21 protein-coding genes and 1 pseudogene are annotated in these 21,284 nt (G+C 35.0%); 18 read left to right on the forward strand and 4 right to left on the reverse strand.

What is annotated here, in order from left to right:
• Window positions 1–190: 190 nt before the first annotated feature.
• From N3Z16_RS02520 to N3Z16_RS11605, 6 genes and pseudogenes are all read left to right on the forward strand, one after another.
• On the forward strand, window positions 191–1,465 hold the full coding sequence (locus tag N3Z16_RS02520; protein WP_410519473.1) for a DEAD/DEAH box helicase: 1,275 nt from the start codon (window positions 191–193) through the stop codon (window positions 1,463–1,465).
• Between the two features lie 113 nt (window positions 1,466–1,578).
• Window positions 1,579–2,061, forward strand: a complete 483-nt coding sequence (locus N3Z16_RS02525; protein WP_223938345.1) for a ribosome maturation factor RimP — start codon at window positions 1,579–1,581, stop codon at window positions 2,059–2,061.
• A 38-nt stretch (window positions 2,062–2,099) separates the two neighbouring features.
• Window positions 2,100–3,590 (forward strand): transcription termination factor NusA, encoded by a 1,491-nt coding sequence (gene nusA / locus N3Z16_RS02530; protein ID WP_282486609.1) that lies wholly within the window; start codon window positions 2,100–2,102, stop codon window positions 3,588–3,590.
• A gap of 97 nt (window positions 3,591–3,687) precedes the next feature.
• Window positions 3,688–6,120, forward strand: coding sequence for a translation initiation factor IF-2 (infB, locus tag N3Z16_RS02535; RefSeq protein WP_282486610.1), 2,433 nt, complete (start codon window positions 3,688–3,690; stop codon window positions 6,118–6,120).
• Entirely contained in the window at window positions 6,098–6,484 is a 387-nt protein-coding gene (gene rbfA / locus N3Z16_RS02540) for a 30S ribosome-binding factor RbfA (protein WP_282486940.1), read from the forward strand. The genes infB and rbfA overlap by 23 nt, the downstream gene beginning before the upstream one ends.
• Window positions 6,485–6,647: 163 nt before the next feature.
• A pseudogene (locus N3Z16_RS11605) lies at window positions 6,648–6,806 on the forward strand (transposase); the annotation flags it as partial.
• A gap of 397 nt (window positions 6,807–7,203) precedes the next feature.
• Here N3Z16_RS11605 and N3Z16_RS02545 read toward each other — a convergent pair.
• Genes N3Z16_RS02545 through pheS form a run of 4 tightly spaced genes read right to left on the reverse strand, consistent with a single transcriptional unit; the run spans window position 7,204 to window position 11,525 of the window.
• Window positions 7,204–7,581: a hypothetical protein gene (locus N3Z16_RS02545; protein ID WP_282486611.1), complete on the reverse strand. Its 378-nt coding sequence runs from the start codon at window positions 7,579–7,581 to the stop codon at window positions 7,204–7,206.
• Window positions 7,578–8,084, reverse strand: a complete 507-nt coding sequence (locus N3Z16_RS02550; RefSeq protein WP_282486612.1) for a methylated-DNA--[protein]-cysteine S-methyltransferase — start codon at window positions 8,082–8,084, stop codon at window positions 7,578–7,580. Before N3Z16_RS02550 ends, N3Z16_RS02545 begins: the two co-directional genes overlap by 4 nt.
• A gap of 19 nt (window positions 8,085–8,103) precedes the next feature.
• The gene (gene pheT / locus N3Z16_RS02555) at window positions 8,104–10,488 is read right to left on the reverse strand and encodes a phenylalanine--tRNA ligase subunit beta (protein ID WP_282486613.1); all 2,385 of its coding nucleotides are present in this window, start codon (window positions 10,486–10,488) and stop codon (window positions 8,104–8,106) included.
• The gene (pheS, locus tag N3Z16_RS02560) at window positions 10,485–11,525 is read right to left on the reverse strand and encodes a phenylalanine--tRNA ligase subunit alpha (RefSeq protein ID WP_282486614.1); all 1,041 of its coding nucleotides are present in this window, start codon (window positions 11,523–11,525) and stop codon (window positions 10,485–10,487) included. Before pheS ends, pheT begins: the two co-directional genes overlap by 4 nt.
• 322 nt (window positions 11,526–11,847) lie before the next feature.
• Here pheS and rpsB point away from each other — a divergent pair, with 322 nt between their 5' ends.
• The 12 genes from rpsB (at window position 11,848) to N3Z16_RS02620 (ending at window position 20,599) form a co-directional block, all read left to right on the forward strand.
• Entirely contained in the window at window positions 11,848–12,756 is a 909-nt protein-coding gene (rpsB, locus tag N3Z16_RS02565) for a 30S ribosomal protein S2 (protein WP_282486615.1), read from the forward strand.
• 88 nt (window positions 12,757–12,844) lie between these two features.
• Window positions 12,845–13,762: a translation elongation factor Ts gene (tsf, locus tag N3Z16_RS02570; RefSeq protein WP_282486616.1), complete on the forward strand. Its 918-nt coding sequence runs from the start codon at window positions 12,845–12,847 to the stop codon at window positions 13,760–13,762.
• An 85-nt stretch (window positions 13,763–13,847) separates the two neighbouring features.
• Complete coding sequence (gene truA / locus N3Z16_RS02575) at window positions 13,848–14,624, forward strand: tRNA pseudouridine(38-40) synthase TruA (protein WP_223939351.1); 777 nt, start codon at window positions 13,848–13,850, stop codon at window positions 14,622–14,624.
• Window positions 14,625–14,690: 66 nt separating this feature from the next.
• Window positions 14,691–15,128, forward strand: coding sequence for a GNAT family N-acetyltransferase (locus N3Z16_RS02580; RefSeq protein WP_282486617.1), 438 nt, complete (start codon window positions 14,691–14,693; stop codon window positions 15,126–15,128).
• Window positions 15,129–15,156: 28 nt separating this feature from the next.
• The gene (prmC, locus tag N3Z16_RS02585; RefSeq protein WP_282486618.1) at window positions 15,157–16,005 is read left to right on the forward strand and encodes a peptide chain release factor N(5)-glutamine methyltransferase; all 849 of its coding nucleotides are present in this window, start codon (window positions 15,157–15,159) and stop codon (window positions 16,003–16,005) included.
• A gap of 137 nt (window positions 16,006–16,142) precedes the next feature.
• On the forward strand, window positions 16,143–16,655 hold the full coding sequence (locus N3Z16_RS02590; protein WP_282486619.1) for a copper chaperone PCu(A)C: 513 nt from the start codon (window positions 16,143–16,145) through the stop codon (window positions 16,653–16,655).
• 144 nt (window positions 16,656–16,799) lie between these two features.
• Window positions 16,800–17,054 (forward strand): hypothetical protein, encoded by a 255-nt coding sequence (locus N3Z16_RS02595; RefSeq protein WP_282485543.1) that lies wholly within the window; start codon window positions 16,800–16,802, stop codon window positions 17,052–17,054.
• A 72-nt stretch (window positions 17,055–17,126) separates the two neighbouring features.
• Window positions 17,127–17,867 (forward strand): IS91 family transposase, encoded by a 741-nt coding sequence (locus N3Z16_RS02600; protein ID WP_282485544.1) that lies wholly within the window; start codon window positions 17,127–17,129, stop codon window positions 17,865–17,867.
• Between the two features lie 225 nt (window positions 17,868–18,092).
• Window positions 18,093–19,130, forward strand: a complete 1,038-nt coding sequence (locus N3Z16_RS02605) for an IS630 family transposase (RefSeq protein WP_282485609.1) — start codon at window positions 18,093–18,095, stop codon at window positions 19,128–19,130.
• A gap of 55 nt (window positions 19,131–19,185) precedes the next feature.
• On the forward strand, window positions 19,186–19,527 hold the full coding sequence (locus N3Z16_RS02610) for a DUF7146 domain-containing protein (RefSeq protein ID WP_341850330.1): 342 nt from the start codon (window positions 19,186–19,188) through the stop codon (window positions 19,525–19,527).
• A complete protein-coding gene (locus N3Z16_RS10835) occupies window positions 19,484–19,837 on the forward strand; it encodes a helix-turn-helix domain-containing protein (RefSeq protein ID WP_341850329.1) in 354 nt (117 codons plus the stop codon). The genes N3Z16_RS02610 and N3Z16_RS10835 overlap by 44 nt, the downstream gene beginning before the upstream one ends.
• Window positions 19,838–19,906: 69 nt before the next feature.
• The gene (locus N3Z16_RS02620) at window positions 19,907–20,599 is read left to right on the forward strand and encodes an IS630 family transposase (protein WP_282485627.1); all 693 of its coding nucleotides are present in this window, start codon (window positions 19,907–19,909) and stop codon (window positions 20,597–20,599) included.
• The last annotated feature ends 685 nt before the right edge of the window (window positions 20,600–21,284 follow it).

Below are 21,284 nucleotides of genomic sequence, written 5' to 3' on the forward strand. Positions count from 1 at the left end.
GCTGGTTTGTCCTGATGCAGAAAGCATTTTTCAGTATTAAATAATTTATGCTGAATTTTTGACGGCATCTAAAACCGACTCCTTAAAAACAATCTTAAGAGTCTTGAGAATTTGATTACTTGTTAAATAGGGTTCAATCAATATTTGCGGAGTGATCAAAAATTTTAACATGTAATTTGAGCAAATTTGTATGAATTTTAATGAAATGAACTTACCGACCGAGATATTAGGTAACTTAACACGTATGGGAATTTTGATCCCCACGGAAATACAAAAACAATCTATTCCAAGTGCAATTCAAGGATCAGATATACTAGCTTCTAGTCAAACCGGTTCAGGGAAAACACTTGCTTATTTATTGCCAGCAATCACAAAAATTTTACAAGAAAGGGCAAAAATATTAGTATTAGTACCTACACGTGAATTAGCTGTGCAAGTTTGTGCGGCACTTAACAAAACTGCCGGGAGAATAAAAATTTCAGGTACTGCCATTATTGGAGGTGAACCTTTTGGTAAACAGGTCTCAAAATTAATGACTAAACCGGATGTGATAGTTGCAACTCCTGGTAGGTTAATTGATCATTTAACTCGCAAAACGGTCAATCTTAATGAGTTTAAGTATTTAGTCCTAGACGAAATGGATAGAATGCTTGATATGGGGATGAAAGAGCAGATTGATCAAATAAATAAATATTTACCTGCAACTCGTCAAGTTCTGATGTTTTCCGCCACTATGCCAAATCATATAGTCGAAGCATCGCATAAATATTTAAATAACCCTCATAAAATTACTATAGGACAAGCTAATAAAGCTGCTCCTGAAATTGACCAGCAATTTATTGATATCAAAGAAGAACTCAAATATAGTGAACTTGATAATCAACTAAATTCAAAAGATGGAACTATAATAGTTTTTGTAAAAACTAAAAGAGGGGCAGATAAGTTAGCAAGAAATCTAAAAAATAATGGTCATAAAGCTGAAGCTATTCACGGTGATTTAAACCAAGGTAAAAGAACAAAAGTACTTGATGCTTTCCGAAAAGAAAAAACTCGTATTTTAGTAGCTACAGATGTTGCAGCAAGAGGCCTTGATGTTGATCATATAAAATATGTGTTTAATTATGATTTACCATCGTGTCCTGAGGATTACCTGCACCGTATAGGTAGAACAGGTAGAGCTGGAGCTAAAGGTTTTGCAATATCATTTGTTGCTGGAGCAGATATTATTCGTAAAAAAGCTATTGATAGATTAATAAACAAAGGTCAGTCTAGTAGAGAAGTTTTTAAATCTTCTTCAAAAAATGGAGGAAGTAGGAATGAAAAAAGATCATCTGATGCTTTCCAATCAATATCTAATAGAAAACAAGGAAGAAAAAGAAGCAATAAGCCTTTTGATTACAAAGCCGATGCCGGAAGTCCTTTTCCTAGGAAAAGAAAAAAATCAGGTCAAAAAAGAGCTGCTTAAATTATTTCCTTGAACAGTTAAAATAATTATTATACAATTCAGGAAATTAAATAATAATTTTATTTAAAGGTGGGCTTTGCCTGCCTTTTTTGTTGTAAGCATATTGAGTGCAAATGGAAGAAAAAATTAGACCATTAATAGAGTCAGTTATTGATGATCTCGGTCTTGATCTTGTAAAGGTAAGTTTTCAAGGCGGAAGCAGAAAAGTTCTTGAAATTCTCATTGATCGTAAAGACGGTAATAAAGTACAAGTTAAAGATTGCAGAGAAGTCAGTAAAAATGTTTCAGCTATTTTAGATGTTGAAGATATAATTAAAGATAAATATTTTCTTGAGGTAGCATCGGCCGGAGTAGAGCGACCATTAGTTAAGCTACAAGATTTTGAAAGGTTTTTAGGAAGAGAAATTAAATTAAAATTAAAAGAACCCCATAATGGCAAAATCGGTTTTAAGGGAAAACTGATAGAAGTAAAAGGAAAGGAAATAACAATAAAATCAAAAAATGTCCAATTGATTTTTGCTTATGATAACATAAAGGGAGCTAATCTGGTTTTAACTGATGAGGAATTTAGGCAATTATTAAAAGGGATAAAATAAATAATTATTAGTTATATTTAGTAAGGAGAATTATCGGAATGAGTAACGTAGGTAATGCAGAAATCCTGCAAATAGTTGAAGCAGTATCCAGGGAACGTGGAATACCAAGAGCAAATTTAATCGATGCTATGGAACAAGCTGTTCAAGTGGCAGGACGTAAAAAGTATGGTCATGAACATAATATCAAGGCCGAAATTAACCACAATACCGGTGAAATTATATTATATCGTGTTCGTAAGGTAGTAGAAAAAGTTGAAAACACATTTACAGAAATTTCCCTTTCTGATGCTATGTCTATCAAGCCTGACATTAAAATTGATGAAGAAGTTTTAGAAAAATTACCTCCAATTGATTTGGGTAGGGTTGCAGCTCAAACAGCGAAACAAGTAATAGTGCAAAAGGTCGGAGAAGCAGAACGTTTACGTCAATACGAAGATTATAAAGATCGTAAAGGTGATATTTTAAACGGGACGGTTAAAAGAATAGAATTTGGCAATATTATTGTTGATGTGGGAAGAGCGGAAGCAATACTTGGAAGAGATCAACAAATAAGGGGAGAAGTCTTTAAAATCAATGATAGGATCAAAGCGTTTGTTCTTGATGTCAGACCCGAAATGAAAGGTCCTCAGATCTTCCTGTCAAGAACGAACAATAAATTCCTTGAAAAATTATTTGAAATGGAAGTGCCTGAAATATACGACCATATTATTGAAATAAAAGCTATTGCCAGGGAACCTGGTTCTAAAGCAAAAATTGCAGTATTTGCTGCTGATGTTAGTGTTGATCCTGTTGGATCTTGTGTTGGGGTAAGGGGAAACAGAGTTCGCGCAATTACTAACGAATTAAACGGAGAGAAAATTGATGTAATACTATGGGATAAAAATATAGCTCAATTTGTAATTAATTCAATGACTCCGGCCCAAATTTCAAAAATTGTTTTTGATGAAGATAAAAGGAAAGTCGAGATAGTAGTGCCGGATGATCAACTCAGTCTTGCTATTGGCAGGCGCGGTCAAAATGTACGACTTGCATCTAAAATTACCGGTTGGGCAATTGATGTGATGACTGAAGAACAAGAATCAAAAAGACGGACCGAAGAATTTACTAATACTACAGAACTATTTATCAAAGGTCTTGATGTAGAAGAGGTTTTAGCTCAGCTACTATCAGCAGAAGGTTTTACGACTATAGATCAGATTGCCAGTACCGATAATGCAATTCTTGAATCCATACAAGGATTTGATCCAAAATTGGTAAAAGACCTAAAAAATCGTGCTATAAAATATATTGAAAACCAAAATGAAAAAATTATTACTAATCTCGAGCAGCTTGGAGTCGAGCAAGAGTTGGTAGATGCTCTTGACCTTGCTCCTGAATATATATTAAAATTAGCCGAGTATGGAGTAAAAACTATTGAAGATCTTGGGGAGATGTCAGTTGAAGAATTTAGAAATATTGTACCAGAAGATCATATAAACACAAAGGATATAGAGGAATTAATTAGTTTCGCTCAGGCACAAAATAAATAAGCTGTGAAAAATACTGCTGTGAAGCAAAATTTGGGCCATGGCAAGATAACTAAGTAGTTTATTTTACGCAAAAAATATAAAGCATTTAAATTTTAACATGACAGATAATAAAGATATAGAAGACAAAACAACAAAAAAGCTAACTCTTGGGGGGGCAAAACTGACCTTAGGGAAAACCGTTCATCCTAGAAATTTGTCTAGAACTATGGGTTCTTCGGGATCTACTGTCGTGGTAGAAGTTAAACGTGGTAAAGCAGTTTCTTCTGAGGTTAATATTAGGGACGATAGAGAAAATATTCCTACAGATCACTTACAAGTAACTAGAAGATTATCTGTACTTCAAAAAGCGCGTGAAGAGGATAAACTTGATGATAGCAAAATTAGTACGCTTTCAAAGATTGTTGAAATGAATCAGTCTATGCAAGTGGAAAAGGAATCGGATAATCTATCCGCATCGGAACACATTACATCTTTAGGTCTTGAACCTAATACTAGTAGAGCTGATAAAAATGATTTAGAATTAAAAGCTAATAAGCAAAAGCTTCTTCAAGAAGAGGAAGAGTTCGAAAGGAAAAAATTAGAAGATGCTAAAGCTCTAATAAAACAGAAAGCTATCGAACCTAAAAAAATTAAGAAATCTGATATCTTCAATATGCTAAGTGAAGATTCCGGTGATATTCCAGCTAAAACAAGAAGTTTAGCTTCTATACAACGTGCTAAAGCAAAACAAAGGCGCAAGAGTGATAACTTAGATGGTAAAAAACAGGATAAAGTTTACAGAGAAGTGGTTATACCAGAAGTTATTACTGTATCTGAATTATCCAACAGAATGACGGAAAGGGTCACCGACGTTATACGTGAGTTAATGAAATTAGGCGTTATGGCAACAGCGAATCAGTCAATTGATGCCGATACTGCTGACCTTGTTGTTACTAGTTTTGGTCACTCTGTTAAGAGAGTACAAGAGTCAGACGTAGAAAATATTCTTAATACTGAAGAAGACAAACCTGAATATCTAAAGCCAAGAGCTCCTATAGTTACAGTAATGGGACACGTCGATCATGGTAAAACATCACTTTTAGACGCTTTAAAATCCACTGATGTAGCAGCGGGTGAAGCAGGCGGTATAACCCAGCACATAGGGGCTTATAGCGTCAAAATGTCTGATAATAGGATGATTACTTTTATTGACACCCCGGGTCATGAAGCTTTTACTGAAATGCGAACAAGAGGAGCAAAAGTTACTGATATTGTAGTGTTAGTAGTTGCAGCTGATGATGGAATTAAAACTCAAACAATTGAGGCAATAAGCCATGCGAAAGCTGCCGGTGTTCCTATAATAGTAGCAATTAATAAGATTGATAAACCAGAAGCAAATATTGAAAAAGTTAAAAATGAGTTACTGCAGCATGAGTTAGTCCCCGAGGATCTTGGTGGTGATGTAGTAGTAGTGCCAGTATCTGCTAAAGAAAAAAAGAACCTTGACAAGCTTGAGGAAGCGATTTTACTGGTTGCAGAAATGGAGGATCTGAAAGCAAATCCTAATACTATAGCTTCTGGTGTAGTAATTGAGTCAAAAATAGATAAAGGGCAAGGGGTAATTGCAAGTATTTTAGTTCAACGTGGTACTTTAAAAAACGGCGATCTGTTAGTGGCGGGAACAACTTACGGTCGTATTAAGAAAATGAATAATGACAAAGGCAGACCTGTTTTAGAGGCTCTTCCCTCCTATGTAGTTGAAATTTTTGGCCTAAATGTTGCTCCCTTAGCCGGAGATTTATTTAATGTTGTGATGACAGAAAAACAGGCTAGAGATATTACAGAATATAGGATGCGAAAGTTAAAAGAAAATAAGGTTACTGCCTCAAAAACTAGTTTAGAAGATTTGTTCCAAAAAGCCTCCGGCGAGGGTAAGATCAAAGAACTGCCAATAATTATTAAAGGCGATGTACATGGTTCAATTGAAGCCATAATTGGCAGCTTAAATAAAATTGTTAGTGACGAAGTAAAATTAAAAATCATTCACCAAGGAGTCGGAGCTATTACTGAGTCTGATGTTACACTTTCTAAAGCAACTGGAGCGATAATTCTTGGGTTTAATGTTAGATCAAATACGGCAGCGCGGGCTGATGCTGAAAAAAACAAAGTTGATATTAGATATTATTCAATAATATATAATTTAATTGATGATATCAAAGCTATCATGAGCGGCATGCTATCGCCTGTAATTCGTGAAATTTATATTGGTTCTGTTGAGATACGTGAAGTGTTTAATGTCTCTAAAGTAGGTAAAGTTGCTGGCAGTTATGTAACTAAAGGTATTATAAAAAGAGGTGCAGGTGTTAGGTTGCTTCGTAATGATATAGTTATCCACGAAGGCAAACTTAAAACCTTGAAGCGTTTTAAAGAAGATGTAAAAGAGGTGCAGGAAGGTTTTGAATGCGGTATCGCCTTTGAAAAATATGATGACATTAAGGTTGGTGATTTGGTAGAGGTATTTGAAATTGTTGAAGAGCAAAAGCAACTTTAAGCTTAAAGATCGGGAAAAATACCAGTCACAACGGCAGCTAAAAGTCTCTCAGTTAATTGGGGCTGCTGTGATTGACTGTCTTATGAAAGGGAAGAGGGTAGATATAAGGCTTATTCCTATGCCTTTGACTATTACCAAGGTTAATATCTCTGCCGATTTAAAAGTTGCTAATTGTTATTTTTTACCCTTTAATACAAACTTATCAAGAGATGAGATTCTAGAAGCGTTAGAGGAATCAAAATATATTATTAGGCAATACGTAACAAAAGGAATAAATTTAAAATATTCTCCTGAAATTAGATTCCACTATGATCAGGCTTTTGAAAATGCTGCTAAAATTGATCTGTTACTTAATAAGTTATAAATATTACATTCTAAAGAGCTTTAGGTAATGCCTCTGTTTTGCAGCTAAGCATATTAAAAGGCAAGTAGGTTTTTTGTGATCGGTTCATGTTAAATAGGAAATACTCTTTACACGTTAAATAATAGTCTTCCTTCATCCAATTTCAATTAAAAACTATTGCCAAGAAGATGAAGCTCTAAGCGCCTTATCTGATTTTGATCTGAAGTGGGAAAAAAAGTACCCCCACATAGCAAAATCCTAGCGGAATAATTGGGAAAATCTGGTAGTTTTTTTACAGTACCCTGAGGTTATTAGGCGGATAATTTATACAACTAATGCGATAGGTACGCCAGGAGAGGCCTGGTTTAACAAGAAGGTGGAATTCCTTTCCAGAGAAGGCCTAACTAACCGACCGGAACTGAGTTTTGCGCCGAAGGTAGCAATGCTTAGGTGAAGCGTAAACAAGGTGAATATAGGCCGAAACGAAAGTGAACTACAAGAGAGTCTCGAGAACTTCGATGATCCCAGAAGCTGACACTGTCTATGATGTGGAAAGCAACAGGATGCTATGCTATATAGTGAGTATAGTATCTTCTGGCGGGGTATGCGTAGTCGGCATGTATGAAATTGTTAAGCCGAGGAATCTAGGAAATCCCAGCCGCTCCTATAATTTATAATTTAGGTAGTTATATGCAAAGTACAGCAAGCAGTAACAAAGGTAGCTGGGAAGTCAGATGCGCTCATAGTACTGAGGAAGTGAGGTAATGCTCATGGAGGGAAGGGACGCGACAAGAGAAAGATGCTAATGGGCAGAAAGAGGGATCACCGAATCCCAAGGCTTTCCAAATGAAACTATCATCTTTAGAAAGCAGAGGGAAACAAATCAGCGATGCACCGCTCAAGACTTTGTACTTGACAATAGATACATTACGCTTTGCGTAAATATATTCCAATTTTTGCACTATACCAATGCTGCCAGCCGGTTTAGTATAATTAAAATCAGGAAAATTATTTTTTAATATGAGCTCTGGATCTAAAACCAGGAACTCCATTAAATTCCTCGATTCTACGTGGCCAGTATTTAATAGTTGTAGTCTTTCTGGAGGAATTTTTTTCATTGCGCTGCTTTACTTTCCCAGTCGAGCAATTTTTTCTTTATTTCCTGCCCCCAGCGATATTTATTAATTTCTCCTGATTTCCTAATTACTCTATGGCAAGGAATTAAATAGGAAATATTATTTCTAGCTACTGCTGAGGCAACAGCCCTGGTAGAATTCTTATTACCGATGCGCTTTGCGAGTTCCTCATAGCAAATGGCCGTGCCAAAATCTATTTCAGTTAGGGCGTGCCAGATTTTTTCTTGGAATTCTGTCCCCTTTATTAGTAAATGAATTTGAGTTTTATCTTTCTTATCAAAAATTTTGGAAATTAGCTTTACTGCTTCTTTATTACTTTCTTTAAAGCAAGTATCAGGTAGAAGTTTCTTTAAAGCAGAATTAGCCGTAATTAAATTGGTGGTATCTTCCGTAAATGCTAAAAAGCAGATTAATACCCTAGAATTATCGGAAATAGTCCAAGCAATAAAACATTTACCTACAGGGCTGTTGCAATTAGTGCCCACAAAAACTTCAGAAAAATTTTCACTCTTCCCTGAGATAAGCACTAAATTTGGTTCTCGCTCCTTCAATGATAAGTTTGCTAACATCACTAATATCTTTTTCAGTTAGTGTTTTATTATCGTCCTGTATTGTTACCGAAATTGCAATGGATTTTTTACCTTTCTCTATTTTTTCCCCGCTATAGATATCGAACAAATTAACGTTCCTGATTAAATTTTTATCCGTATTTTTAATAAAGCTCATGATTTCTCCGATCTTTTGCGATTCATCAATAATAAAAGCATAATCCCTAGTTACTGGTTGATAATCGGAAATCTTTAATTCGGGTCTTTTACCAAATTTTTCCTTAGTAATTGGCAATTGTGCCAATTCAAGTTCAAAGGCCATTACATCATATTCAATATCAAATATCTTTAATATGGATGGGTGAAGCTGCCCAAAATAAGCCAGAATGTTTTTACCAAGAGCGACAGTACCTGAACGCGTTGGATGGTAATAATCTGGTGCTTCGCTTTTAATCTGGCACTTATCTAGGTCAAGCCCAAAGTAAGCAAAAATAGCTTCCAGATCTGACTTTAGATCAAAAATATTGACGTTTTGAAGGGGGGTATGGCAGTTTTTTGGTAAATTAGAGCCGATCCTGATAGCAGCTACAGATTGAATAGGGTTAATATTCTCTGCCTCACGAAAAATTGGTCCTAATTCAAATAAACTTAAATCTTTATAAGATCGATTAATATTATTGCAGGCAATTTTTAGCAAATTAGGCAATATTGACGGTCTCATGTAATCAAGCTCTGCACTAATAGGGTTTTGTATTATTAATTCTTCTTTTATTCCAGAGAATAATTTAGCCTTTTTACTGTCCATGAAAGACCAACTTACTACTTCAGTATAACCACTACTTGCAAGCAACCTTTTTATATCCATTAACCTTTTTTGCTGGCGGTTAATGATTTTTTGCACATTACTACCTGGAAGGGGGGTAACAGGGATTTTATCATAACCGTATATCCTAGCAATTTCTTCTACTATATCTTCTTTAATCGAGACGTCATAACGCCAAGAGGGAATAGTAATTTGGATTGTTTCTTCTTCATTTTTACAGTTAAATCCAAGTTTTTCCAAAATAGATATAATTTCTTCTCTGCTTAAATGGAAGCCAGTTCTGGAAACAAAAAAATCAATAGGAAAATCAATGGTTCTAACTGGTACTTTATCACTACCTGCCATTTTAAGAGCAGAAATTTCGCCTCTGCAAATTGCTAATATTAAATGTGCAGCGTAATTTAAAGCTTTTAAAGTAAACTCTTTGTCTACATGTCTCTCGAAACGATAGCGCGAATCTGTATCAATCATCAATTTTCTACCGGTGCGAGCAATATATTTGCTATTAAAACAAGCAGCTTCAAGCAAAATTCTAGTAGTATTTTGATTACAAGCACTATTCTTACTGCCAATTATTCCAGCAAGGCAGTGTATTTCATGCTCATCTTTTATTACTATATCGTCATTACTTAGTTCGTATTCTTTATCATTCAAAGCAACAATTTTTTCGTGGGATTTCAAACTCTCGATTGTCAAATTTCCTTTTATTTTATCCGCATCATAAGCATGCATCGGTTGGCCGAAAGAATATGCTATATAATTTGTAACATCAACTATAGCGGAAATAGACCCCACCCCAATATTTTCAAGATGTTCTCTTAACCATTTTGGGCTTTCTATATTTTGAAGATTTTTAAGTTCGTAAATTGCAAATAGTGGGCAGGCTTCCTGATTTAAAATATGAACTCCAGCATTTGAGGAAAAACTTCCTTTGTTTTCTGGAATTTCCAACTTCTTTAAAACGCCTACCCCAGCAGCAGCCAAGTCTCGTGCGATACCGTAAACTCCAAGGCTATCAGCTCTATTTGGCGTTACATTAATATGGATTACTGGATCATCAAGGCCAAAATACTTTGCAATTTTGTCTCCTACCTGTGCATCTTCTGGGAGTTCTATTATCCCAGAGGAATCACCTTTTATGTTTAGTTCTTCTCTTGAACATAACATGCCAGAACTATCTACACCACGGATCTTTGATTGCTTTATCTTAAAATTACCGTTTGGAATAGTTGTGCCGATTTTTGCAAGGACTACTTTAATTTCGCTTCTAGCATTAGAAGCCCCGCATACTATGCTAAGAATATCTGAGGCAGTTTTAACTTTACACACCTTTAACTTATCTGCATCTGGATGGGGAGTAGTTTCTAAAATTTGTGCTACTTCAAACTTTTCAAGTTCTGACTTCCTATCAATAATTTCTTCTACTTCTAAACCAAGCATGGTTAAGCTCTTGGTTAGTTCTTCGATAGTTGCCTTAGTGTCAAGAAAGGTTTTAAGCCACGATAAGGTAAATTTCATTTGGTTAAACCTCCTGCAAGTGTTGGAATATCAAGTGCTGCAAAATTATAATGGTTTAACCACCTAATATCTCCTTCAAAAAACTGCCTTAAATCTTTTATACCGTATTTTAGCATTGCAAAACGGTCGAGTCCCAGACCAAAAGCAAAACCTTGATATTCTTTTGGGTTAATGCCAACATTTTCTAAAACTTTTGGATGTACCATTCCGCAACCGAGTACTTCAAGCCATTTATTATTCTTATCCATTCTGATATCAACCTCAGCGGAGGGTTCGGTAAAAGGAAAAAAACTTGGCCTAAATTGAACTTCAATATCGGCATTTTCAAAAAAACTTCTAATAAAATCGATAATTACATATTTTAAGTGACCCATGTGAATGTTTTTATCTATCACTAATCCTTCGATTTGATGAAACATTGGTGTGTGGGTCATATCCCAATCTGCCCGATAAACTCTGCCAGGAGCTATAAAACGAAAGGGAGGTTTGCCACTGTGCATCGTTCTTATCTGAATAGGAGAGGTTTGGGTTCTAAGAAGTTTTGTTTTATCAGATGTTTTTTTTAAATAAAAAGTATCGTGCATTTGCCTGGCGGGATGATCTTCATCGATGTTTAGAGCAGTAAAATTATACCAATCATCTTCTATGTCTGGACCGTCTTTGACCTCGAATCCATATTGAGAAAATACTTGAATCAATTCTTCAAGGCACTGGGTAATAGGGTGAATGCTTCCTTTTTTAATAGGTTTTGCTGGAATTGTAAGGTCTATTCTTTCTTTTTCGAACCTTATATTTAATTCTTTTTCCTCTAGAATCCTGCTTCTTTTATCTAGCAATTCTTGAATCTGCTCTTTGGTTTTATTAATTTTTTGTCCCAGCGCTTTTCTATCATCCGCAGCTAATTGTCCTAATTTTTTCATTTCTTCGGTTATAAAACCGGATTTACCAAGATATAGAACTTTGATTTGCTGTAAATTATCTGAATTTTCAGCACGTTCTATGGCTTTTTTTGCAGAAATTACTATTTCTTCCAGCATCTTAAAATACTCAAAATATTGAATTGCTAACAAGAATAAAGCATTTTAGCTAAAATTACAAGATACGGCTCTTTGATATTTAATAGCAGTTATCTGAACTTAAAGGTACGAATAAAATCTTCTTGAACAGAGTTATAAGGTAATGTATATTACAGCGGTGTTGGTAGAAATACTGGCCTCGGATAGCTGCCCATTAGTGGAATTATGCTATCTTAAACTTTTAAGAATTCACACGTATCATGAATGCTTTGTTAGTCCAAAATTATTTGGGGTCTATAGCTGATACGGAGGTTTAAACTAACAATATTGGAGATAAAATATAATGTCTAACTTACCTAAAGTAAGCGTTAGCGATTTGCTAGATGCTGGTATACATTTTGGTCATAAAGCTTCCCGCTGGAATCCTAAAATGGAGCCGTATATTTACGGAATAAAAGATAACGTGCATATAATTGATTTACAACAAACTGTACCTTTACTACAAATCGCTTTAAAGAAAATTTATGAAACAGTAAAAAATAATGGTAAGGTACTATTTGTAAGTAGTAAAGTGCAAGCTACGGAACTAATAGCTGAGTATGCCCAGAAATGTGATCAATATTATATTAATCACAGATGGCTTGGTGGAATTTTAACTAATTGGAGTACCATTTCAAGGTCAATAAAAAAACTAGATAGCATTGAAAAAACTCTTGGTAATACGGAAGAGCTGGTCAACTATCCAAAAAAGGAGCTTTTAGACTTAACACGTAAAAAAGAAAAGTTGGTTAGGTCATTTTTTGGTATCAGAAATATTGGCGGCCGTCCTGATCTGGTTGTAATTATTGATACAAATAAAGAGCATTTAGCTATAAAAGAAGCTGTAAAATTAAATATTCCGATAGTTGCAGTAGTAGATAGCAATTCCGACCCTGATAATATCGATTTCCCAATACCCGGTAATGATGATGCCATAAGGTCAATCAGGCTATATTGCAGTTTATTTGCTGATGCTGCATTAGCTGGAATACAGGATTCTCTCAAGAATTCTGGAGTAGATGTGGGAGCTTCTCTTGCAGCAAAATCAGAGAAAGGTTTGGAAGGAGTTAAAAAAATTGAAAAAACTGCCAAGGTTTCTAAAGCAAAAGCTGCATCTAAAGATATTGTTGTAGAGGTAAAGGCTACAGAAGAAAGCAACTCAAATGAGTTGGAAAAACCTACCACCTCTGCAAAAAAAAGCAGTAATAACTAAAACAGCAGTTGCAAAAACCACAAAAAGCAAAGCTACAGCGAGTGATTCGGTAGCACAATAATTTTAAATATTTTTCGAGAGGAATATAATGAGTGTATCAGCATCATTAGTAAAAGATTTGAGGGAAAAAACAGGTGCAGGAATGATGGACTGCAAAAAAGCCCTAGTCGAAACGTCAGGTGATTTCGAAGCAGCTGTTGATTGGCTTAGAACTAAGGGCTTAGCGGCTGCCGCAAAAAAAGCAGGCAGAGTAGCATCGGAAGGTTTAACCGCCCTAGAAGTAAATGGCAACATGGCCGCAGTCATAGAGGTTAATTCTGAAACAGACTTTGTTTCAAGAAATGAAACTTTTCAGAATTTAGTTAGAAAAATTGCTCAAAAAGCGATTAATTGTTCCACCATTGAACAATTAAAATCGACAATTATTGAAAACGGTAAAACTGTAGAAGACTTAATAATAGAGAATATCGCAACTATTGGTGAAAACCTTAGTTTGCGCCGCATGCAAACACTTAAAATAAAAGATGGTGTTATTGCTTCTTACGTACATAATGCTACAGCAGACGGTATGGGCAAAATTTCAGTGTTGGTAGCCTTAGAATCAACAGGCGATAAAGATAAGTTGATGGCTCTTGGCAAGCAAATAGCCATGCACGTAGCAGCGGCAAAGCCGGTATGTTTAAATAAAGAGTCTGTTGATCCAGCTTTAATTCAAAGAGAAAAGGATATATTTACCGAGCAATCCAGAGCCTCAGGAAAGCCGGATAACATAATTGAAAAAATGATCGAGGGGAGAATCCGTAAATTTTTAGAAGAAATAGTTTTGCTTGATCAGATTTTTGTTATTGATGGTAAGTCAAAAATTACTGAAGTAGTTGCAAACGCTTCGAAAGAACTTGGCGCACCTGTCGTGCTTGCAAGTTATGCAAGATTTGAACTGGGTGAAGGTATTGAAAAAGAAGTGATAAACTTTGCCGATGAAGTAGCAGCGGTAGCAAAAAGCTAAGCAATAACGCAATTTCAATATAAGCTGAACTAGACTTATATAAATCTAGTTCAGCATCTCGTCTTATAAGGCCATATAGCTTATAATGGATAATAAACAAAATAATATCTATCCTGTGGGCAATAAATTTAGATATAAAATTACTCTTGAATATTTAGGTGCCGGTTTTTGTGGCTGGCAAAGGCAAGCAGAGGCTTTATCCCTCCAACAGTTAATTGAAGAGGCAATTTTTAAATTTAGCAAGGAAAGTGTTTTAGTTACTGCTGCAGGAAGGACAGATGCCGGTGTAAATGCGTACGGACAGGTGGCCAGTTTCGATTTAACTGCTTTTTACGAGCCTCGCAGAGTAATGCATTCTATTAATCATTTTTGTAGGCCTCATAAAGTAGGGGTTACAGATTGTAGATTAGTAGAACTAGATTTTAATGCTCGTTTCTCTGCTAAACAAAGGTATTATGTCTATAAAATTATTAATCGCCCGTCGATTAATATTATTAACGCCGGTTTGCAATATTGGGTAAAAGACCCGCTGGACGTGGAATTGATGAGAGAGGCTGCATCATATTTGCTAGGTAAACATGATTTTAGTTCTTTTCGAGCAGCCCAGTGCCAGTCTAGCTCCCCTGTAAAAACCATTTCAAATATAGAAATTATTCGAGAGGGAGAGAATATAGAAATTTATGTTTCTGCTATTTCATTTCTTCACCATATGGTACGGAATATAGTCGGTAATCTGCTGCAGGTAGGAAAGGGTATTTGGCCACCGGAAAAAATAAAAGAAATACTGGAGCAGAAAGATAGATCAAAGGGAGCTCCTACTGCTCCTGCCGAAGGATTGTATTTTTTAAAAGTCGATTATTAAAACCATTTACTTGATGGTGTTACGATTGTTATTAAACTGATAAAAACTGTTTTTATTATGCAAACTATGCTTTTAGAGATCAACTTTAAAATTATAGAATATGGCAGTTCTGAATATAAAAAGGCAGTTGCTTTAAGGGAACGCATTTTGCGTAAACCTTTAGGTTTGAGTTTTTCTGAATCTGAATTATTCGCAGAAAAAGAGCATATTCAAATTATTGGCCTTAATGGTTTAGAATTAATTGCTACTGCTGTATTAGTACCGAAAGGTCAAAATTGTAAAATGCAGCGTGTTGTAGTCAAAGAAGATTTGACCAATAATGGAATTGGTTCAAGAATGATGATATTTTGTGAAGATGTGGCAAAGAAAAATGGTTTTAAAAAACTTTACTGCCATGCACGTGCTACAGCAATAGAGTTTTATTTAAAAAATGGCTATGAAGCTCAAGGAGATTATTTTGAGGAAGATTCTATACCCCATTTAAAGATGAATAAAATATTATAAATACAAAAATGATGGTTATAAAGTAATTATGTTAGTAAGAGAAGCTTTAGCCTGGGGAATCCTGGAACTTGAAGATTTCACGTCAAAACAATTAGAAGCAAGAATTTTACTAGCTAGTGTATTAAAAACAACTCAAGAAGACTTGTTGATCAGGTATAACGAACCAATCTCTCAAGAAGAAGAGTCAGCCTTTTATCAATATCTAAAACGCCGGAAAGCGCTAGAACCTATAGCTTATATAGTAGGAAAGAAAGAGTTTTATGGTAGAGATTTTATAGTAAATAAACAGGTTCTGATTCCAAGGCCGGAAACTGAACTGATTATTGATAGGGTGGTTTTAGAGTATCAAGAAAACTTTGCTGGTAAAGAAGTTACAATATTAGATCTGGGGACAGGTAGCGGAGCAATAGCTGTTACGCTTGCAACTCTTATTCCCCAAGCTAAAATCGTTGCTACTGATATATCGGATGAAGCACTTGCCCTAGCTGCTGAAAACGCTAAATTGCATGGTTCTATTGCCCAAATCCAGTTTATCAAAAGTGATTGGTATTCAAATTTACCTGGTAAGAAGTTTGATTTTATTATTAGCAATCCACCCTACATTTCTCCAGATAATAAAATATATATGGCACAGGAAACTATCTTATATGAACCGGAACATGCGCTTTTTGCTGTGGAGAATGGTTTAATTAATTATAGAAAAATAATTTTCGGGTTAAATAATTTTTTAAAAAATGAAAATAAAGTTTTTTTAGAAATAGGTTTTAACCAAGCTGAAGACGTAATTAATATCCTAAAAGAGTATCCATTTACTGAAATCGTAATTTCCAAAGATTTGTCAGGGCATGACCGAGTAATTGAGTTCAAGTTTATCTAAATTTATATCAAAAATGTGTATATAGAAAGCAAATAATACTTAAATGCCAAAGAGTTCTTGATATTTAAGATGTGGTATGTAAAACTTGGTTTAGTGAATTAACATCACAATTTAACGATATATAACAAAGGGTTTATATGAAAAAGAATATTCTTACAGTCAGTGCGATTTCTGTTATTATTTCTTCTGTTTTTAATGCTGAGGCAAGTGGGCAAAGTACTGCCAATGCTAATGTAGAGAATCCAGGCGTAACTGCGCCCTCATCTCCTTCTACACCAAACGAGGTTAAAGAAATTGCAATTACTGATGCGTGGGCAAGAAAATCCATGTCGCCAAATAACAATTCAGCAGCCTATATGAAAATTAGTAATCCTACTGATAAAGATATTGTGATAATTGGTGCTTCAGCTTCAACGATTGCCAATAATGTGGAACTGCACAAGAGTTTTGTAGATGAAAAAGGGGTTAGTAGGATGACATCTATCGACAAAATAGTAGTACCAGCTAAAACTTCTATAGAACTTATGCCGGGAGCTACTCATATCATGCTTTTTGATTTAAAGAAGTCTTTAAACGTAGGAGATAAGTTCGAGATTGAAGTGAAAATTGAAGGTCAAGCTCCTTTATTTGTTACAACGGAAGCAAGATAAGCCACCTATCGGTGGCAGCTTAAAAGAAGATACCCTTGACCGATAAATATTTATGGAGGATTATAATACTGGTATTTGATTTGTTTTAACTTGAGTTATAAAGACTGAATGTTAGACATACATAAGATAATATATAATTGAGTTATGAGTAACTTGCACTCTGAGCAGCATTTGGTCAATGAATTAGCGGTAAAAACTCTTAAGGCCATTTCTAAAGAGCAAGCAATTCCTTACAGCAGGATCAAAAAGATTTTTTCCGAAGGAGATAAGGAAATAGCCAAGGCTTTCTGGATAATGTTGCGAAAAATATCTCCCAATCATAAGTATAATTCTGTTTACTATTGCCCTGATTGTAAAGAATTTGATTTAGAACGCAAAGGAAGAAAGATTCCTTGGTAAGAAAACATTAACTATAAGTAATTTATGGAAATAGTCGGTAAAGGAATATCTATAAAACATATTTTCTAGACCGTGGTAATTGGTCTCGATTTCGCTAAAAAATACGGCAAGCTAAGATACGGCATTATTTTCAACGTCACTAAAGTTATATCGTGTGGAACGAAATATTTAGGATTTAAACGTTATAGCTGCCGTGATTGTAACCGCAATAAATCGGTAGCATTCAGCTGTAAAGGTAGGTTTTGTTCTCGTTGTGGTAAGAAACAAACGGATCAATGGGTGAGTAAGGCTAGCAATGTTCTACCAAAAACACGATGGCAGCACATTACATTTACAATGCCGGACTCTTTATGGCCGATATTTTGGCTCAATCGTGATCTGTTTGGATTGATTTCCGGTATTGCAGCAGGAATTATTAAGGAGATAGCTACAAAGAAAAATCTTGTGGTTGGTATATTTACTGCCTTACACACTTTCGGTAGAGATTTAAAACGCAATGTTCATATCCATTTATCGGTTACTTGCGGCGGTATAAATAGCAAAGGCAAGTGGCAAAAATTATTTTTTCCTGCCGAACCTATTAAAAAAATGTGGAGACATAGAGTCCTTGAGTTATTTCGCTTTCAATATATCTCAAGTAATTTGAAGTTGCCGTCCGCATATCAAAATGCTGAGAATTTTAATAACTGGATGAGTAGTTTATACGAAATCAGTTGGTATGTTTATTTACAAAAACCATCGGATGATCATAAACGCAACATAGAATATTTAGGGCGGTATATAAAACGCCCCCTATTTCCGAGACAAGAATAGAAAATTACGACGGAAAGCAGGTAACGTTTAAATTTCTTGATCACTATAATAATACAATTGATCGCATAACTATGCCCGTGATGCAGTTCATAGCTAGTCTGATTATGCATATACCAGATCGTTATTTTCGAATGATTAGGTATTACGGTTTTTTATCTATTAACCCACCAATTAAATACCCGACATAACTATTGCCAAGAAGGAAGGAATTTGTATAATGCAATAATGTCAAAAAGTGAAGATTTTAGGAAATTATCAATAAGCGCACAAGCGTCGATGAGAAAGATTGCTCTAAAACTAGTAAAAAGAGGAGAGAGTCAATCGTCGGTAGGTGAATTAATAGGAGTGAGTCGCCAGACAGTAAATGAATGGGTAAGGAGGGAAAAGAGAGGCGACAAGTACGCAATTAGTGGGAAGTTAAGAGGTAGAAAGATAGGAGAGAAAAGGCTTATAACCGAAGATCAAAGTAAAATAATACAAGGGTACGTAAATATCTCTAGACCAGAAGATCACAATATCAAATCAGCATTATGGTCAAGAAAATCAGTTAATGCACTCATCAAAAAACATTGTGGATTTTTTCTTCCCCTAAGTACAATAGGCGAATATTTAAGAAGATGGGGGTATACTGCACAAAAGCCAAAGAAGTTAGCATATGAGCAGCAACCCAAAAGGGTTCAATTTTGGTTAGATGAAGAATATCCGTCAATAGCCAAGCAAGCAGAATATGAAAAGGCAGAAATACATTGGTGCGACGAAGTAGGGATAAAACAAGAGTGTCAGGTATTACAAAGCTATTCTTTAAAAGGAAAAACCCCTGTTGTGATTCATAAATCGAAGAGATTTAGTATAAACATGATATCCACTGTTACAAATAACGGTAAGCTAAGGTTTATGCTGTACGAAGAGACACTAAAAACAAATGTATTTATAGAATTTTTACGGAGGTTGGTAAAATACTCCAAGAAAAAAATCTTCTTAATCCTAGATAATCTCAAGGTTCATCATAGCAAAAAAGTACAAATATGGACTCGGAAACATAAAAAGAAAATTTCTTTATTTTTTCTGCCTCCGTATACTCCGCAACATAATCCGGATGAATATTTAAACAACGATTTAAAAAGAAATGTAAATAGGAAACATATACCTCTTACAAAATCTGAACTCCAAGGGAATTTAAAATCTTACCTAAGGACTCTGCAAAATAACCCAGAACATATCAAAAGATTATTTCAGGCGAAAGAAGTAAAATATGCCGCCTAAGTCGGGTATTTAGTTGGTGGGTTAATACTAACAATTTTTAATCCCAATGTCCCAAATGCCCTCATTCTTAACACCGGTCCATATTAGCGGTAGAAATTATTACTTGCCTGCGCTAGTAGTATTTGTTCGTAATAACAACGGGGATATTACCGGTTACCAGCAAATATTATTAGATAAAAACACCGGAGCAAAAGCGGATATTCCTGCTCCTAAGCGATCATTCGGCAAAATATCGGGATCTTTTGTTTGCCTATCTAAAGAGGGTAGTTCAAATATTACGATCATAGCCGAAGGACTGGAGACGGCCTTGTCAATCAAAGAGGCGGGGATAGAGGCAAAACTACTCTGTTCGCTTGGGATTAATAATATTAACCCACCAATTAAATACCCGACATAACTATTGCCAAGAAGGAAGGAATTTGTATAATGCAATAATGTCAAAAAGTGAAGATTTTAGGAAATTATCAATAAGCGCACAAGCGTCGATGAGAAAGATTGCTCTAAAACTAGTAAAAAGAGGAGAGAGTCAATCGTCGGTAGGTGAATTAATAGGAGTGAGTCGCCAGACAGTAAATGAATGGGTAAGGAGGGAAAAGAGAGGCGACAAGTACGCAATTAGTGGGAAGTTAAGAGGTAGAAAGATAGGAGAGAAAAGGCTTATAACCGAAGATCAAAGAAATAATACAAGGGTACGTAAATATCTCTAGACCAGAAGATCACAATATCAAATCAGCATTATGGTCAAGAAAATCAGTTAATGCACTCATCAAAAAACATTGTGGATTTTTTTTCCCCTAAGTACAATAGGCGAATATTTAAGAAGATGGGGGTATACTGCACAAAAGCCAAAGAAGTTAGCATATGAGCAGCAACCCAAAAGGGTTCAATTTTGGTTAGATGAAGAATATCCGTCAATAGCCAAGCAAGCAGAATATGAAAAGGCAGAAATACATTGGTGCGACGAAGTAGGGATAAAACAAGAGTGTCAGGTATTACAAAGCTATTCTTTAAAAGGAAAAACCCCTGTTGTGATTCATAAATCGAAGAGATTTAGTATAAACATGATATCCACTGTTACAAATAACGGTAAGCTAAGGTTTATGCTGTACGAAGAGACACTAAAAACAAATGTATTTATAGAATTTTTACGGAGGTTGGTAAAATACTCCAAGAAAAAAATCTTCTTAATCCTAGATAATCTCAAGGTTCATCATAGCAAAAAAGTACAAATATGGACTCGGAAACATAAAAAGAAAATTTCTTTATTTTTTCTGCCTCCGTATACTCCGCAACATAATCCGGATGAATATTTAAACAACGATTTAAAAAGAAATGTAAATAGGAAACATATACCTCTTACAAAATCTGAACTCCAAGGGAATTTAAAATCTTACCTAAGGACTCTGCAAAATAACCCAGAACATATCAAAAGATTATTTCAGGCGAAAGAAGTAAAATATGCCGCCTAAGTCGGGTATTTAGTTGGTGGGTTAATAATAGAACTAGGGGCGTACAATTACCTATCGTATATAAGGCAATTAATCAAATCGTTCATAAGAAAACTAAGCTCATTAGTTGGAGATTAATGATTTGGTTGAATTTTAAAATAGATCCTCTGTTTTGCTATAATTGCAATAAATGTATGAATCTGCGGCAAGTTTATTACGGTTTATCTCCGCCATTGTTATTAATAAGAACCAATGAATTATTATCAACGCCTAGATAACATCATTATGGCGAACACTTCTTTCACGTCTTGGCCACATAATTTGTAAAACTGAACCTATTTTTAGATAGATTCTGGCAGAGATTTTTGTAAAAGTGTTGATAATTTCTAATATTGTGGCTGGTAACTACATATTTATTAAACGAATTTTTAAAAAGCTGATTGATGATTTTTCTGGTTGCAAATTTTGAATTTCCTATACTATAAAATAGTTTTTGGGCTCTGTCCCACTAAGTGTGTAAATTTCTAGATGATCCTGTAGTAGAAAAATGGACAGTTTAGGATTAGGCAGCACGGGCAACACTTTCATGTAACAAAGGTATGTTATAGTTAATAGCAGAATGAACTTTTTCTGTTATAGTATGCTTCTATATAATAAGCAATAGAAGAACTTGCTTCATTTTAGAAGGCTCTGTCTTTTTAAGTGT

Source organism: Candidatus Megaera polyxenophila (assembly GCF_029982035.1).
GTDB lineage: Bacteria > Pseudomonadota > Alphaproteobacteria > Rickettsiales > Rickettsiaceae > Megaera > Megaera polyxenophila.